Here is a 15,138-nt window from a genome sequence, read left to right as displayed (position 1 = left end):
TGTAGAGGGCGCGTGGTTCCTGCCGAGCATACCGGACTTGACCCCCTCACCTTTCGATAGAATTAAGGAGAAGTTTACTGGCAAACCATATTGTGGAGTGTTTTTCTGATGAGTCGTTTGATTGGCTTTGCTGGGATTGCGGTGCTTGCGGTTTCAGGGGTCTTTGCTTTACTCGGTTACACAAAAATCTCGTATATTTTTCTAGCCGTTGCCGCCGTTGATCTCATAGTTGCCCGGATCTATCAGCCTGACGAATCCAATGACAGAAGAGCTAAACAGCTAAAAGCAGTTAGCTGCTTCTTCATACTCCTCGGCACACTTTTCATCTATATAACAGGGAATTGGATAGGTATCATCGCAATATTCTCAGGAATAATAGATCTCATGTCTGGAGAATATTCAATACTTAAAAAACAGCCGCAGAACCGATAGATTTGTCGGCTCTAATGCAAAATGCTGTCGGCCAATGACTGACCTCAAACAGGTGGGTACTTTCGTTCCTTTTCCGTTCGATAATGCTTCTACCGTTGTCTGATTTCTGGATTAGGCTATGTGGGACCTCGGACGAGGTAGAGGCTTGAGTTCTAGGATTGACAGTGCGAGCTTGCTCGATGCCCGACCTATCGTCCAGTCCACCACCAAAGTAGAAACTCCTGCCAAACCGTGAAGCAGTTCTACTAAGTATCCACGATTCGGGGACAACCCAATATGTTTAGGTTAATTGGGTGCTATCATTACAACCCGTTTCGGGTCCATAATTGTTCTTCGGCGCGAACCTTTAACTCGGAAATATTCGAGGGGAGAACGACATCAACGACGATATTGATCTCATCCGGGCTTACTCCTGCTTGGTATGTCATCGCTTCCTGCATTTCGTCGGCAGCGTGGCCTAACCGATTAGCGGCTAGGGTGGAGGAATGCTTTTTGATTCGCTGCCGCGGCCGAATGCGTACGTCGCGCCGGGTGTGGGGCACGTGCCGGGATGGGTGGGCATCGGCAAGCAAAAGGCCCTGGTAGAAGAGACTCGGGAGATTGCTCGTGCGTATGCGCATACGCCGATGGCGATGGTGCAGCCGCGGCTGAAATCGGGCGGGCAGATGAGCGTATTTCAGCTGCATCTTGGCCGGTATTGGCATTATCCCAGCTATCGGTACGTGGACAATATGGAAGGCACGCGGGTGCCGCCGGTGCCGGATAACCTGCGGGAATTGGCCCCGGCGGCGCTGCGGCAGGCGGCCCAGGTTGCCCCGGAGCTTGAACCATGGGTGGATAACTTCGTGCCGGAGATGGCGCTGGTGAATTATTATCCGCCCGGCTCGGCGATGGGCATGCACGTGGATGACTCTGAGGAATCGCCCGCGCCCGTGATTTCGCTTTCGATTGGGGATGAGGCCCTCTTCCGCATAGGCCATACCGAAAAACGCACTAAGCCCTGGGACGATGTGACTTTGTGCTCGGGTGATTTGGTGGTCTTTGGCGGGCCGAAGCGCTTTGCCTACCACGGCGTGGTGCGGGTAAATGATGGCACGTTGCCGGAGGGGTGCGGGCTGCAGGAAGGCAGAATCAATATCACCATCAGACAAGTTTCGGCGAGCGCGGTAGGCTAGGGCGGGTTACATAAAGGTTGAAGGAAAGAGGTTTTCTTATGTCCCGAATTGGCATCATCATCGGCTCTACCCGCGATAAGGCGGCGGGCCAGGCAGTAGGCGAGTGGGTCAATGACCTCGCCCAAGGCCGCGAGAACGGCGTGGAGTACCAGCTGTTGGAGCTCAAGAAGTTCAATGTTCCCATCCTTACCAGCGAGGTTGTTCCGGGTGCGGCGAATAAGCAGTACGATGACGCCAACGTGCAGGAGTGGTCCAAGGCCGTCGATGCCTGCGATGGCTTCGTCTTCGTGACCCCGGAGTACAACCACTCCGTGCCTGGTCCGTTCAAGAATGCCTACGACTCGCTCGGCGCGGAATGGGCGGGCAAGCCGGTGGCCTTCGTGGGCTATGGCTCCGTCGGTGGCGTGCGCGCGGTCGAGGCATGGCGCAATGTCGTGGCTAACTTCTCCATGCCACAGTTGCGCAACCAGCTGGACTTTAATATCTTCACCGACTGGAACGACGGCGAATTCCGCCCTAGCGATGACTCCTACGAGCGCGCAAACTCCCTGCTTTCTGAACTCGAGGAGGCCCTTTAAGTAAAAAGCCCTGCACCGTGCCGCGCGCTGCGTAGCATGGGGTGCATGACTGAAAAGAAAGTAGCAGTAGTAACCGGCGCCTCCTCTGGCATTGGGGAGGCCACCGCGCGTTCTTTGGCCAAGGACGGCTGGCACGTCGTCGTGGGAGCGCGCCGGACAGACCGCCTGCAGCAGCTTGCCAATGAAATCGGTGGCGAGGCCTATGAGCTGGACGTTACCTCCGATGTTTCCGTCTCCAAGTTCGTCTCCCACCTCGACCGCGTAGACCTTTTGGTCAATAACGCCGGCGGTGCCAAAGGCCTAGAGCCGCTGGTTGATACCTCCATCGATGACTGGCAATGGATGTACGAGACCAACGTGCTCGGCACCGTGCGCATGATTCAGGCGCTTATGCCCAAGCTCGAGCGAGTGCCGGATCTTTCCGGGCTGATTATTAACGTCGGTTCCATTGCTGGGTGGACCGTGTATGAAGGCGGTTCCGGCTATAACACCGCTAAGCACGGCGTGCGCGTGATTTCCCGCGCGCTGCGGCTAGAAAATCATGATGTGCGCGTTACCGAGATTGATCCTGGCCGCGTGGCCACGGACTTTTCCTTGGTGCGCTTCAAGGGCGATGAAAAGCGCGCGGCCGCGGTCTACGATGGCCAGCTCAACCTCGTGGCAGAGGACATCGCCGAGGCCATCCGCTGGGTCGCCGCCCAACCGGCCCACGTCAACGTGGATACGATGACCATCAAGCCGCGCACGCAAAGCTGAGGCCCCGCGAGGCTCTTAAAAAGAGCAGCGGCGGGGCGGGGCCTTAGGCTTTATGGTCTTTTTGCGCCTTATTGCAGGCCAAACTGATCCCATGCGGCAGGGTTCAGGTTCTGATACACGTGCTTGTGTTCCTGGTACTCGGCTAGGCCGGTTGGGCCTAGCTCGCGTCCATTGCCGGACTGCTTGTAGCCGCCCCATTCCGCCTGCGGCAGGTACGGGTGGAAATCGTTGATCCAAATGGTGCCGTGGCGCAGGGCGCGGGCAACGCGCTCGGCGCGGCCGGCATCGGAGGTGTACACCGCGCCGGCCAGGCCATACTCGGTATCGTTTGCGATCTCGATGGCCTCTTCTTCGGTGGTGAAGGTTTCGATGGTCACGGTCGGACCGAAGGCCTCGTCGTGGACGCAGTCCATCTCGCGGGTAGCGCCATCGATAATCGTGGGCAGGTAGTACACGCCCTGGCCCAGATCCGTGGTGCCGGTGCCGTGCTGGCCATTGGTGTCTTCGCTGGTGGCGGCGCGGCCGCCGGTGAGGATCTTGGCGCCTTGCTCGCGGGCCTTGTCCACGTAGGCCGCCACCTTCTCGCGGTGCTCAGCGGAGATGAGCGGGCCGGTCTCGGCCTTGTCATCGGTGGGTCCACCGATCTTGATCTTCTCGGCGCGCTCGACCAGTGCGGCAACGAACTTATCGTGCAGGGACTCTTCCACCACGATGCGCGAGCCGGCGGAGCAGACCTGGCCGGAGTGGAAGAAGGCGCCATTGAGCGCATTATCCACGGCGACGTCGAAGTTGGCATCAGCAAAGATAACGTTCGGGTTCTTGCCGCCGAGCTCTAGTGCCGTGCGCTTGACGGTTTCGGCCGCGTTCTTTGCAATCAGCTTGCCGGTAACGAGGCCGCCGGTGAAGGAGACCATGTCCACGTCGGGGTGCTGGGAGAGTGGATTGCCGCAGTTAGCGCCGGCGCCGGTGATGAGATTGCCCACGCCATCTGGCAGGCCGCATTCCTTCAGCGCAGCCATGAGCAGCATGGCGGTGTGCGGGGTCAGCTCCGCCTGCTTGAGCACGAAGGTATTGCCGGCAGCAAGGGCCGGGCCTACCTTCCAGGACACCTGCAGCAGCGGGTAATTCCACGGGGTAATCAGGCCGCAGACGCCCACCGGCTCGGCATCGATGCGTGAGCGCAGGTTGGGATCTTGCGGGTCGACCACGCGGCCAGCTTGGTGCTGGGCCAAGGTGCCAAAGTACTCGAAAGCATTGGCAATATCGTCCATATCGCCCAGGGATTCCTCGTAGCGCTTGCCGGTATCCGCGGATTCGGCTTGGGCGAAAAGCTCCTTGTGCTCACGGATGAAATCCGCCAGGCGGATGACGATCTTGCCGCGCTCGGCGGACGGCGTTGCGGCCCACTCGCCCTTATCGAATGTTTCACGTGCAACCTCGATGGCGCGCAGGGTATCTGCCTCGGATGCCTCGGAGACGACGCCGACGGTGGAGCCATCGGCAGGGCAGACAATGGTGCGGGTCTCGCCATCCTGGGCGGCCTCCCACTGGCCGTTGATGAAGAGCGACTTCGGGGCATCACCGGAGTGCACGCCCTGGAGCAATTCGGTGGTGGTGGGATCGAACAAGGTGTTCTGGGTGCTCAAAGTGCAAGCAACCTTTCTCTAATTGAGGCGGTATCGCCCGCCAGTTTAACTATCTTCGCGCCAGGTGCGTTCCGGCTCGGCGCCATCGGAGACATCGGAATCGCCCGGCTGGCTTTGCTGCATGTAGAGGAAAGCCAGGTGGCGCTCGTACAGGTCCAGCACGTTATTGATGATCTGGTTTTCGGAGTAGCCGTAAACGTCATAGCCCAGCGAACCGGTCATGTCGTAGACCTCGAGGCGGTAGTACTCGCCGTCGCCCTCGCAGAAGTCCGGGCGCTCCGCGGAAACCGGGAAGAGCTGGTAGCGGAATTGGCGCTCGTTGTGCAGCCGGACCTCGAGATCGAGCTGGGGCAGTTCGGCATCGGGAAGCTCACTGGTGAGCAAGATGGCGTCATAGCCGCGGGTGCGCATTTGCGTGGCCACCTGCTCGAGGGCGTAGGCGGCAGTTCCCCGCAGGTATTCATCCATGTCCTGCTTGGTGGGGAAGGAATTGGCGCGGTCCAGGCGGTTCTTCCACAGGTTGGAATCGCTAGGCTCGCGCTCGGTGCGACTGCTGATGGCGCCGTGCAAGGCGGTTTTGCGGGCCTCGCGCTGGACGATTTCCAAGCGCAGCGACTTCCACAGCGAGAACATGATGAGGTAGACCACGAACGCGAAGGGCAAGCCCATGACCACGGTTGCAGACTGCACGGTGGCAATGCCATCGAGCTGCAGCAACGCCAAGGTGAGCGCGCCAACGGTAATGGACCAGAAGATGCGCAGCCACCGGGCGCCATCCTGCCGGTTATCCGTGATGCGGGAGGTGAAGTTGGACATGACCAGCGCACCGGAGTCCGCCGAGGTGATATACAGCAGCAGGCCGATGAAGGTGGTCAGGAAGATGACGATGGCGGAGCCAGGGAATTCCTGGAGCATGTCGTAGAAACCCTGCTCCGGAACGTTAATGGCGTTTTCCGCAAACTCCGGATAATCACCAGAGCGCACCATGTCCAGGGCGGTATTTCCAAAGAAGGACATCCACATCAGGATGAACAGGAAGGGGAAGGTCAGCGTGCCCAGGATGAACTGGCGCAGCGTGCGGCCGCGGGAAATGCGGGCCAGGAATAGGCCGACGAAGGTTGCCCAGGCAATCCACCAGGCCCAGAAGAAGAGGGTCCAAGACTGCATCCAGGTATCCACGCTGGCTTGGTCCTCAGCAAAGGCGAAGGTCTCTAGCGTCCAGGAGGGGAACTTGGAGACGTAATCACCGATATTGGTGACGATGGCATCAAAGAGGTAGGCGGTCTTGCCAAAGACCACGACGTAGACCATCAGCGCGATGGCCAGGTACACGTTGAGCTCAGAGAGGAAGCGAATGCCCTTATCCACGCCGGATACAGCCGATAGCGTCGCAATGACCACCGCGACAATGATAAGCGCCGATTGCAGCCCCAGCCCCTGCTCGATGCCAAAGATGAGGTGGAATCCGTAGGAAAGCTGCACCACGCCGATGCCCAGGGACGCGGTAACGCCAAAGACGGTGCCCAGCATGGCGGCAATGTCCACGGCCGAACCAATGGGGCCGTGCACGCGCTTGCCGATGAGCGGGTACAGCGCCGAGCGAATAGCCAACGGCATATTCAGGCGGTAGGCGAAGTAACCAAAGGCCATGCCCATCAGCGCATAGAGTGCCCAGCCGGTAAGCCCGTAGTGGAACATGGCATAGACCACGGCCTCTTTGGCGGCCTCCATGGTTTCACCATCGCCCACCGGCGGATCCATGTACATCGTGACCGGCTCGGCCACCGCGAAGAACATGAGGTCCACGCCGATGCCGGCGGCAAAGAGCATGGATACCCACGAGAAGGTATTGAATTTGGGCCGGGAGTGGTCCGGGCCCATGCGGATGCTGCCGGTATTGGAAAAGGCGATGTAGAGGACGAAGACCACGGCGATGGTGGCGGTCAGGACGTAGAACCATCCCAGGTTCGTGCCGATCCATCCGGTGACGCTGGCGAGGGTATTCGCCGCGGATTCTTGCCCGAAGCCCGCATACAGGGCCATGGCGATAATCAGCACACCGGAAATGATAAAGACCGGCCAATTGGGTTTGGGTGCGGCCACCTCATCGGCGCCGACATCATCGCCGGTTTCGGCCTTATAGCTGCCGACGATGGCGCGTACTTGGTTGCGCGGTTTATGACCCTTGTCCTCAGTTGGGTGAGTTTCCCCAGGGGAGTGAGCGAGAGAGGTGTCGGAATCCCCTGTGCGGGACTCTTCATGGTCGTGCGGACCACGGTTAGCCATCTACTTCTCCTAGTCTTGATCGATTAAGTGCCGAATCTTTCGCAAGAGTGCCCCACAGTCCCCCGAAAAGAGGGGTGAGAGATAGGTTGGTGGCATAAATCATATGCGAGCAATCTATGCGTAAAGACCCCGGATTTCATCTACTTAGATGCATATCCGAACACCGTAAATATACATTAATCTGGGAAAACGTCCACCAGATGTGTATTCTGGGGGCGCTATTGCGCATAAATGAAAGTGGAAAAGCATAGATTTTTTGCGCAGGATACAATGGATCCGCCCGAAATACGGCGAGAACTACGCGTGAGATGGCTCATAGAAGGAAGGGGATTTATGGGTATTGTGGACAAGTTGACTAAGAAGCGCTCGACAAAGAGGGCGACGGATGAGGTCAGCGATGTGGTCGTCGTCGGCGGTGGCTCTGCAGGCTCCGTCATCGCGGCTCGCCTGACCGAGGACAAAGACACCCGCGTGCTCGTTCTTGAGGCCGGCCGCCCGGATTCCCTGTGGGACCTATTCATCCACATGCCTTCCGGTTTCTCTTTCCCCATCGGGGCAAAGAACTATGACTGGATGTATGAATCCGATCCGGAACCGGAAATGAATGGTCGCCGCATCTACCATGCGCGCGGCAAGGTGCTCGGCGGTTCCTCTTCCATCAACGGCATGATCTACCAGCGCGGCAACCCCATGGACTACGAAAAGTGGGGCCAGAACCCAGGCATGGATAACTGGGACTTTGCCCACTGCTTGCCCTATTTCAACCGCATGGAAACCACCGCTGCCGCAGACGACGATGATCCGCGCCGCGGCCACGATGGCCCGCTCTACCTGTCCCGCGGCCCTGCTACCTCGCAGCTTTTCCAGGCGCTATTCAAGTCGGTACAAGAGGCTGGCTATAACCTAACCAATGACGTCAACGGTTACCGCCAGGAAGGTTTTGCCCCCTTCGATCGCAATATCAAGCACGGCAAGCGCTGGTCCGCTGCCCGCGCCTACCTGTACCCCAACCAGGACCGCGACAACCTTGAGGTGCGTACCCGCGCATTTACCACCAAGATCCTCTTTGAAGGCACCAAGGCAGTGGGCGTGGAATACGAGTGGCAGGGTGGCACCCACCGCGTCTTCGCGGACAAGATCGTCTTGTCCGCCGGTGCCATCAATACCCCGCAGCTGCTAGAGGTCTCTGGCGTGGGTGACCGTGAGATCTTGGAAAAGCACGGCATCGATGTGGTCAAGCACCTGCCAGGCGTGGGCGAGAACCTGCAGGACCACCTCGAGGTCTACATCCAGTACGAGACCACCAAGTCCACCGCTTCCTCCCAGCCTTACCTGGATAAGTGGCGTTGGCCGTTTATGGGCCTGCAGTGGCTGCTGACGAAGAAGGGCCCAGTGGCTACCTCGCACTTTGAGGGCGGCGGTTTCGTGCGCTCCAACGAGGATGAGGCCTACCCGAACTTGATGTTCCACTTCCTGCCCATGGCGGTGCGCTATGACGGCCAAAAGGCCGACGTTAAGCACGGCTTCCAGTGGCACGTCGGCCCGATGTTCTCCGATACCAAGGGCCACGTGCACATCAAGAGCTCCGATATCCGGCAAAAGCCCTCCATCCTCTTTAACTACCTGCGCACTGAGCAGGACCGCCGCGAATGGGTAGAAGCCGTCCGCGTCGCCCGCTCCTTGCTGGATACCAAGGCAATGGAGGAAGTTGGCGCCCGCGAGTTCAGCCCGGGCCCAGAGGTCCAGAGCGATGAGGAAATCTTGGAGTGGGTCCGCAATGACGGCGAGACCGCACTGCACCCATCCTGCACCGCCAAGATGGGCGATGAGTCCGATCCTATGGCCGTGGTTAACCCAGACACCATGGGTGTATGGGGCGTCGAAGGCCTCTACATTGCGGATGCCTCCGTCTTCCCGTCCGTGACCAACGGCAATATCTACGCCCCAACCATGATGGTGGGCGAGAAGGCTGCCGACCTCATCGCCGGCCGTACCCCGCTGGAGCCAAACCACGCTGAGTGGTACAAGGCCAAGCAGGATATGCCGCTCTACGCTGAGGGCGAAGCAGTCCGCGATCACAAGCACTCCATCCAGGGCGCTGACCACTAAGCACCCTCCCGCCGGATGGCTGTAGCGCCGCGTTCCCTTTTCCTGGGGGCGCGGCGCTTTTGCTTGCCGACGTCCCCCCTTCCCACCGCGCACCCCTACGCCTGACCAGAACCATGATTTAATCGCCTCGCAAGGAACCAGGTCCACTGTAATGGGCCGCCAGAGTAAAGGAGGGCATTGATGCTCAGCATTATCGCTCTAGTCATTAGTATCGTTTTCGCCGTTGCCGTTATTAAAAAGCTCGATGACATCGATGCGCACTTAAAGGAACTACTCGCCTCGCGCGAAGATGGCGAAACACCGCGTTAATCGTGCGGGTGGCTAAGGAGATGGTGAACGAATTTCGAATTAACCAACTGCAAAAGGCCCATACCGACCGTGAAATGGAATTTTCCTGCGATGTAGCTTGAAGGGCTATGGCTTCGTAGATCAAAGTGGTTTCCAAGCAGCAGTGCCAGTACTTTGTACGCGGGGTAGCCAACACCGCCGACTTCAAGTAAGTATCATTCCCGGATACCAGCGAAAAGAGTTAGTCATTTGGCTATTAGAAAGCTTCGCTACGTGTGGTTCGACCCGTACGCAATGTCCGTGAGTGTCTAGCCCTTGATGGAGAACCTGGTGTCAGTGTCGCTGGCCGCACCTACGCCGCCGTCATGTCCGCCGACACCCTGTTCATCACCATCCCCACAGGGGTGGGTGTGGACATCCACGTGAAGATTCTGGAGAACTTCGCCGCCCACGCCCCCCGCGTTGGGTTGGCAGCCGAACCGCGAAGGACCAGTCATCGGCTATCCCATCGACTAATTCTTGCAGGTGGCGGGACTTTCGCGTGACTGTTAGTTCACCCCATTTTAAATAGTTCATCGCATACTGTATAATTCAGCGCATGCTGACTATTGCTTCGCGCCTCGACGTCATGAACCGGCTCGGCCGGGCCATGGCTGATCCGACGCGCTCCCGAATCCTGCTAACCCTACTAGACGGTCCGAGCTACCCGGCCGTGCTCGCGCAAAGCTTGGATCTGACCCGCTCGAACGTCTCGAACCACCTATCCTGCCTGCGCGATTGTGGCATTGTCGTAGCTGAGCCGGAGGGCCGCAAGACCCGCTACGAAATCGCCGATCCCCACCTCGCGGCAGCGCTCGAAGCGCTGGTACACGCGACGCTGGCCGTCGACGAGAATGCCCCCTGTATCGACACTGAGTGCTCGGTGCCCGACTGCGGCGAGAAAGGAAAGAACGCATGAGTTCAGCATGTGGATGCGAACACGAAACCGGCACGGAGATTGACGAGCTCGATCGGCCATGGTGGAAGGACCCTGAGCTACTGCTGCCGATCTTCTCCGGCGTAGCCCTCATAACAGGACTGGCGCTGGACTGGTCCGACTTGGAGACGCCCGCGACGGTACTGTATTGGGTTGGCCTGCTGTTGGGCGCTTACACGTTCGCGCCTGGAGCGATCCGAAACCTTGTCACGAAGCGCAAGCTCGGCATTGGCTTGCTAATGACGATCAGCGCGGTCGGCGCGGTGATCCTCGGATTCGTCGGAGAGGCCGCGGCGCTAGCGTTCCTGTACTCGATCGCCGAGGCACTGGAAGACAAGGCGATGGACCGGGCCCAAGGCGGACTGCGGGCACTGTTGAAGCTGGTACCGCAGACCGCGACGGTGCTGCGCGACGGCACAGCGGCCGAGGTCGCAGCGAAGGACCTCGAGGTTGGCGAGCTAATGCTCGTGCGCCCCGGGGAGCGGATCGCCACGGACGGCATCATTCGGTCCGGGCGCTCCAGCCTTGACACCTCAGCGATCACCGGAGAATCCATTCCGGAGGAGGTGGCGCCCGGCGACGAAGTGCCTGCGGGAGCGATCAACTCCGCCGGGGTGCTGGAGGTCGAGACGACCGCAGCTGGAACGGACAACTCGCTGACCACACTCGTGGACCTAGTCGAGCAAGCGCAGGCGGAAAAGGGCGACCGCGCCCGGATCGCCGACCGGATTGCCCAACCCCTAGTGCCCGGGGTGATGATCCTGGCGGTGCTGGTCGGCGTTATCGGCTCGCTGCTGGGCGACCCTGAGACGTGGATCACCCGTGCGCTGGTAGTCCTGGTCGCAGCGTCGCCGTGCGCGCTGGCAATCTCCGTGCCGCTGACGGTCGTGGCCGCGATCGGCGCGGCCAGCCAGTTCGGAGTGGTCATCAAGTCCGGCGCGGCGTTCGAGCGGCTCGGCGGCATCCGTCACCTGGCAGTGGACAAAACCGGAACCCTTACCCGCAACCAGCCTGAGGTTACCGGAGTGGTCCCGGCAGACGGATTCGATCGGCCGCAGGTGCTTTCCTTCGCGGCAGCAGTTGAGCAGCAATCGACACACCCCCTCGCCGCAGCGATCGCGGCAGCGGGGCCCGAAGCGCCCACCGCCTCGGACATCAGCGAGGAAGCTGGGCATGGCATCGGCGGCACCGTCGAAGGCCGACGGGTGCTGGTGGGCAGCCCCCGATGGATCGACGCCGGGCCACTGAAAGCAGACGTTGAGCGCATGGAGTCCGAGGGCCAGACCTGCGTCCTGGTCACCGTCGATGACGCTCTCGCCGGGGCGATCGGGGTCCGTGATGAGTTGCGGCCCGAGGTGCCCGAAGCCGTGCAGGCCCTGCACGCCAACGATGTGGAAGTAAGCATGCTCACCGGCGACAACACTCGCACCGCCCGGGCGCTGGCTGGAATCGCCGGAATCGACGACGTGCGCGCCGAGCTGCGCCCTGAGGACAAGGCAAGCATCGTCGCCGAATTCTCCTCCAAGACGCCGACGGCGATGATCGGCGACGGCATCAATGACGCGCCGGCACTGGCGGGTGCGACGGTGGGCATAGCGATGGGAGCGACCGGCTCTGACGCCGCGATCGAGTCTGCTGACGTCGCCTTCACCGGCCACGACCTCCGGCTAATCCCGAAGGCGCTGCAGCACGCCCGCCGAGGAAGCCGGATCATCAACCAGAACATCGTGCTGTCTCTGGCCATCATCATCGTGTTGATGCCACTGGCGATCAGCGGCGTGCTGGGTCTGGCCGCCGTCGTGTTGGTTCACGAGGTCGCCGAAGTGATCGTGATCTTGAACGGCCTGCGGGCTGCGCAAGCGAAGCGCTGAGGCTGTGACCGGCAAGTCTCATAGGGGTTAAACCACACGCCGAGCGGACACACCTTGGGCCAGGCACGTCATTCGAGTTCACGGTCCGTCTCCGTGGAATTGGGATCGTACCCGGTGGCCTGTCCGTTCTCGGTGCGTGTGGGCACGGGGGCTGTGGGCGAGCCACCACCCGGCACGTGCCCCAGCCGGTCAAGGGCCCCGAGCGCTTGGCGTCTCCAGTGCAGATCGTGGAAGGATCGAACTTGCTCAGGGACCAAGCGTCACTGCGAGACTCTTTTCGTCCCGCAACTTGAATAGTTCAGCGGCCTTGATACCACGGACATCCATTCGGAGTGCTGCCGAGTCTCATCGACACAGCCCGCGACTACCTGGGCAGTGTGTTTGACAAAGGACCCCACCCTCATCAGCGTTGCCGAGCCCTCGCCGTTCCAGTTGCCGTAACCGACTAGATGCAGATTCTTCACCGCGGTTTCGCGGCCGCGCATGAGGTGGCGGAATAGACCGAGAGCCGAACGAAAACCAGCGCACCAGATCAGATGGTCGTGCTCACTCAAGCTATCGAAGATGGGGGATGTCCCCGAGGTTCGGGCCGGAATCGCCGCCGAGAATCCGGCGGCGGCCGCGTCGGCGAACGAACAGACCGCGCTTCAACCTACCCCCAATAACGCGAAGCGTCATCAACGCCCCGCGTTACACGTTTAATTTGAACTCGACCACGTTTCAGTACAGGGTAACCTCCTAATCGATAGGTAGCGCTTCCGCCGCAGTCGCCCCGGCAGCTGCGGGGGCAGGAGCGTAAACCGTCTTCAAGCTCTACCCGTGACTGCCAGCTCGTGGGCTCATTTGAGACTCGCGTGTAATGGACGTTCCTGAAGTATCTATGTAAACCTTTGTACTCTAGAGCTATGTTTCGAATGCCGTTTCGGCGCGGTGGACGACGGACCACCGAGGGCCATCCGCACGACGCGACCACGCTCGCCAGCTCACCCGAACCTAACCCAGATCACGCATGGAAGACACTCGCATTGGTGAACGAGTGGATTCGCCACTCAGATGCGAAGGCCAGCGTGACACTTGCCTTCACCGGGGTGATGGCAACAATGACATACAACCTCGCAAAGGACGTTACTTCCCGGACTGTATTGTTCGACACTCTCGTTGGGTTGACCTGCTTGTTGCTTTTTATTACCGGCGCTTGGTGCGGATGGACACTGACACCGAGAGTCAAGGACAAGGATGCAGATCGAGACGCGATCAACAGACTGTTTTTTGGAAGCATCGATCGAAATTTCAGGGGCAAGAGGCATGAGTACAGCGAGGTGCTCCATGTACTGACCTCTAACCCTGTTGAGCTGACGAAAGATCTCGCTGACCAGATACATGTCAATGCTCGGATTGCCACGGTAAAAGCATCCGCCGCAAAGTGGGCCATCCGGTACGCTCTCGCTGCAGGAGCCGCTATCGCAGTCCTGTCCCTCGTTGTCGGTATCACGAACAGTTAGGACGCAAATGGACGGCAACTATAGACCGTATGACTGGAAGGCCAGCTCGGCACGGATCCAAGCGATCCTGGACCAGCCGGCAGGAGCGTATGAGGAGGTAGACGGACTCCCTGACCGAGACAAGCTCACGTTCTCTAACGGCTTCTACGGCATGTGCTCGGCGATCTTCATTGACATCCGAGATTCGTCCGGCCTGACATCGAAGCACAAGAGACCCGTTCTTGCGAAGATCTACCGGTCGTTTATCTCGGAAATGGTCGCAGTCCTAAACTCCAACTCTAATGTGCGCGAGGTCAATATCGTCGGCGACTGCGTGTGGGCCTCCTACAAGACGACGCAGGTCAACCACATCGACGATGTGTTCGCTACAGCAGCGCAGGCCAATACCCTCCTAGACCTCCTCAACCACCACTACGAGAAAGCAGGGATCACCCAGCTCAGCATCGGCATAGGCGTTGAGTACGGGCGGGTCCTCATGATCAAGGCGGGTTATAGCGGCAGCACGATCAACGACGTCGTATACATGGGCGACGTCGTCAACAGGGCAGCCCATCTAGCGCACCTAGCGGGGCGCGGTTGGGGATCGAGCCCGGTTGTCGTCGGAGGCGTCTTCTACTCGAACCTGAACGATCACAACCAAGGCCTACTCCGGCCGCAGGGGATGCCCGGCATCGGAACCGTGTACCAGGGAAATCCCATCATCCCGCAGATGGACGAGTGGATCAGCTCCCTCAGTTGACATCTCCCGTCAGACAGACCACCAGAACGTCGACCCATAGATCCGATAGTCCATGTCGGAGGTCCCCAGGTCAGTCCACATGTTCTGCTTCGGGTTACCCCCTAGCTTCGAGGTCTCATTCAGCCTGTTGTAGACGTCGGCGGTGATGTAGGTCGGGTAGCGAGGATCGAGCGCAGCCAGCTTCGCCGCATTGTTTGCTGCGTTCCCAACCCACACCAAGTCATTGCTGCCTCGGATGCCTGTTCGGGCGACGAAAAGCTTCGAGGTATCGATGCCGACCCGCTGCTTGAGCACGAAGGTGCTCTTCGGGTACTTCTCAGCGATTTTCGCTGCCACGATATTCTTCGACGCCCAGTTGATCTGGAGCCCACACTTCGCGGCAGCGGTGTTCTTCGAGTCCCCGATGAACACACCCATGACACGGTCCCCATCGTAGGCCGTGATGATACCACCCCGCGCTCGAATGATCTTAGCTGCACAATAGAGATAGCTCTTGTAGACCTCCGCAGCGAACCAGTCCTTGTACCCCTTGACCATCTTCGTCGACGACGCAAGATCCGCGTAGAGGACAGTTGCGTCGAGCTCGACAGCAAGGTTCTTCAGCGGAAGGTCATCGGCGTCGGGCACCTTCTGGCCTGCGCGACGTTCCCACTGTTCGTCGACGGTCTTCTGGACGTACTCCTCCAGGTCATCTTTCAGACTCATGCCGAGGCTCCTCCCCACGATCGCTCTAACCGTTTGCTCATTCAGCTTACCCATTGCGCGGTGTCAAGGGGTTGC

General features: G+C 59.6%; 14 protein-coding genes. 10 read left to right on the top strand and 4 right to left on the bottom strand.

Annotation, left to right across the window (positions count from 1 at the left end; translation table 11 throughout):
- Positions 1 to 108: 108 nt before the first annotated feature.
- The gene (locus ABRP95_RS07585; protein WP_349839175.1) at positions 109 to 432 is read left to right on the top strand and encodes a hypothetical protein; all 324 of its coding nucleotides are present in this window, start codon (positions 109 to 111) and stop codon (positions 430 to 432) included.
- Between the two features lie 302 nt (positions 433 to 734).
- On the opposite strand, the gene ABRP95_RS07580 is transcribed toward ABRP95_RS07585, so the two are convergent.
- Positions 735 to 860, bottom strand: a complete 126-nt coding sequence (locus ABRP95_RS07580) for a hypothetical protein (protein ID WP_349838552.1) — start codon at positions 858 to 860, stop codon at positions 735 to 737.
- Positions 861 to 917: 57 nt separating this feature from the next.
- Between ABRP95_RS07580 and ABRP95_RS07575 the strand changes: the two genes are divergently transcribed.
- The 3 genes from ABRP95_RS07575 to ABRP95_RS07565 are packed head-to-tail and all read left to right on the top strand — an operon-like array spanning position 918 to position 2,941.
- A complete protein-coding gene (locus tag ABRP95_RS07575; RefSeq protein WP_349839174.1) occupies positions 918 to 1,607 on the top strand; it encodes an alpha-ketoglutarate-dependent dioxygenase AlkB family protein in 690 nt (229 codons plus the stop codon).
- 38 nt (positions 1,608 to 1,645) lie between these two features.
- Positions 1,646 to 2,185, top strand: a complete 540-nt coding sequence (locus ABRP95_RS07570) for an NADPH-dependent FMN reductase (protein ID WP_349839173.1) — start codon at positions 1,646 to 1,648, stop codon at positions 2,183 to 2,185.
- 36 nt (positions 2,186 to 2,221) lie between these two features.
- On the top strand, positions 2,222 to 2,941 hold the full coding sequence (locus tag ABRP95_RS07565; protein ID WP_284784920.1) for an SDR family oxidoreductase: 720 nt from the start codon (positions 2,222 to 2,224) through the stop codon (positions 2,939 to 2,941).
- 68 nt (positions 2,942 to 3,009) lie between these two features.
- Here the strand turns inward: ABRP95_RS07565 and ABRP95_RS07560 are convergent, their stop codons facing one another.
- Both ABRP95_RS07560 and betT read right to left on the bottom strand, forming a co-directional pair.
- On the bottom strand, positions 3,010 to 4,587 hold the full coding sequence (locus ABRP95_RS07560; protein WP_349839172.1) for an aldehyde dehydrogenase family protein: 1,578 nt from the start codon (positions 4,585 to 4,587) through the stop codon (positions 3,010 to 3,012).
- A 45-nt stretch (positions 4,588 to 4,632) separates the two neighbouring features.
- Positions 4,633 to 6,873 (bottom strand): choline BCCT transporter BetT, encoded by a 2,241-nt coding sequence (gene betT, locus ABRP95_RS07555; protein WP_349839171.1) that lies wholly within the window; start codon positions 6,871 to 6,873, stop codon positions 4,633 to 4,635.
- Positions 6,874 to 7,206: 333 nt separating this feature from the next.
- On the opposite strand from betT, the gene betA reads away from it, so the two are divergent.
- The 6 genes from betA to ABRP95_RS07525 all read left to right on the top strand — a co-directional run bounded on the left by betA (position 7,207) and on the right by ABRP95_RS07525 (position 14,358).
- Positions 7,207 to 8,982 carry a choline dehydrogenase gene (gene betA / locus ABRP95_RS07550; protein ID WP_284796502.1) on the top strand — a complete coding sequence of 592 codons (1,776 nt, stop codon included), beginning with the start codon at positions 7,207 to 7,209 and terminating at the stop codon, positions 8,980 to 8,982.
- 180 nt (positions 8,983 to 9,162) lie between these two features.
- Positions 9,163 to 9,291 (top strand): hypothetical protein, encoded by a 129-nt coding sequence (locus ABRP95_RS07545; RefSeq protein ID WP_005276220.1) that lies wholly within the window; start codon positions 9,163 to 9,165, stop codon positions 9,289 to 9,291.
- 577 nt (positions 9,292 to 9,868) lie between these two features.
- Positions 9,869 to 10,228: a Cd(II)/Pb(II)-sensing metalloregulatory transcriptional regulator CmtR gene (cmtR, locus tag ABRP95_RS07540; protein ID WP_005276226.1), complete on the top strand. Its 360-nt coding sequence runs from the start codon at positions 9,869 to 9,871 to the stop codon at positions 10,226 to 10,228.
- Positions 10,225 to 12,117 (top strand): heavy metal translocating P-type ATPase, encoded by a 1,893-nt coding sequence (locus ABRP95_RS07535; protein WP_349837054.1) that lies wholly within the window; start codon positions 10,225 to 10,227, stop codon positions 12,115 to 12,117. The genes cmtR and ABRP95_RS07535 overlap by 4 nt, the downstream gene beginning before the upstream one ends.
- Before the next feature lie 905 nt (positions 12,118 to 13,022).
- The gene (locus ABRP95_RS07530) at positions 13,023 to 13,619 is read left to right on the top strand and encodes a Pycsar system effector family protein (RefSeq protein WP_475394515.1); all 597 of its coding nucleotides are present in this window, start codon (positions 13,023 to 13,025) and stop codon (positions 13,617 to 13,619) included.
- Positions 13,620 to 13,626: 7 nt separating this feature from the next.
- The gene (locus ABRP95_RS07525) at positions 13,627 to 14,358 is read left to right on the top strand and encodes an adenylate/guanylate cyclase domain-containing protein (protein ID WP_005276242.1); all 732 of its coding nucleotides are present in this window, start codon (positions 13,627 to 13,629) and stop codon (positions 14,356 to 14,358) included.
- Between the two features lie 9 nt (positions 14,359 to 14,367).
- Here the strand turns inward: ABRP95_RS07525 and ABRP95_RS07520 are convergent, their stop codons facing one another.
- Positions 14,368 to 15,063, bottom strand: coding sequence for an adenylate/guanylate cyclase domain-containing protein (locus tag ABRP95_RS07520; protein ID WP_349839170.1), 696 nt, complete (start codon positions 15,061 to 15,063; stop codon positions 14,368 to 14,370).
- Between the last annotated feature and the right edge of the window lie 75 nt (positions 15,064 to 15,138).

The sequence above is a fragment of the Corynebacterium sp. KPL2895 genome (assembly GCF_040225815.1).
Taxonomy (GTDB): Bacteria; Actinomycetota; Actinomycetes; order Mycobacteriales; family Mycobacteriaceae; genus Corynebacterium; species Corynebacterium rhinophilum.
Note: the sequence above shows the minus strand (reverse complement) of the source record. Positions and strands in the feature narration are given on the sequence as shown.

What these genes read in the sequence shown, in the direction of transcription:
- ABRP95_RS07585 (WP_349839175.1), top strand. Translation starts at nt 109, where the DNA reads ATGAGTCGTTTGATTGGCTTTGCTGGGATTGCGGTGCTTGCGGTTTCA.
- ABRP95_RS07580 (WP_349838552.1), bottom strand. Translation starts at nt 860, where the DNA reads ATGACATACCAAGCAGGAGTAAGCCCGGATGAGATCAATATCGTCGTT.
- ABRP95_RS07575 (WP_349839174.1), top strand. Translation starts at nt 918, where the DNA reads ATGCTTTTTGATTCGCTGCCGCGGCCGAATGCGTACGTCGCGCCGGGT.
- ABRP95_RS07570 (WP_349839173.1), top strand. Translation starts at nt 1,646, where the DNA reads ATGTCCCGAATTGGCATCATCATCGGCTCTACCCGCGATAAGGCGGCG.
- ABRP95_RS07565 (WP_284784920.1), top strand. Translation starts at nt 2,222, where the DNA reads ATGGGGTGCATGACTGAAAAGAAAGTAGCAGTAGTAACCGGCGCCTCC.
- betT (WP_349839171.1), bottom strand. Translation starts at nt 6,873, where the DNA reads ATGGCTAACCGTGGTCCGCACGACCATGAAGAGTCCCGCACAGGGGAT.
- betA (WP_284796502.1), top strand. Translation starts at nt 7,207, where the DNA reads ATGGGTATTGTGGACAAGTTGACTAAGAAGCGCTCGACAAAGAGGGCG.
- ABRP95_RS07545 (WP_005276220.1), top strand. Translation starts at nt 9,163, where the DNA reads ATGCTCAGCATTATCGCTCTAGTCATTAGTATCGTTTTCGCCGTTGCC.
- cmtR (WP_005276226.1), top strand. Translation starts at nt 9,869, where the DNA reads ATGCTGACTATTGCTTCGCGCCTCGACGTCATGAACCGGCTCGGCCGG.
- ABRP95_RS07535 (WP_349837054.1), top strand. Translation starts at nt 10,225, where the DNA reads ATGAGTTCAGCATGTGGATGCGAACACGAAACCGGCACGGAGATTGAC.
- ABRP95_RS07530 (WP_475394515.1), top strand. Translation starts at nt 13,023, where the DNA reads ATGTTTCGAATGCCGTTTCGGCGCGGTGGACGACGGACCACCGAGGGC.
- ABRP95_RS07525 (WP_005276242.1), top strand. Translation starts at nt 13,627, where the DNA reads ATGGACGGCAACTATAGACCGTATGACTGGAAGGCCAGCTCGGCACGG.
- ABRP95_RS07520 (WP_349839170.1), bottom strand. Translation starts at nt 15,063, where the DNA reads ATGAGTCTGAAAGATGACCTGGAGGAGTACGTCCAGAAGACCGTCGAC.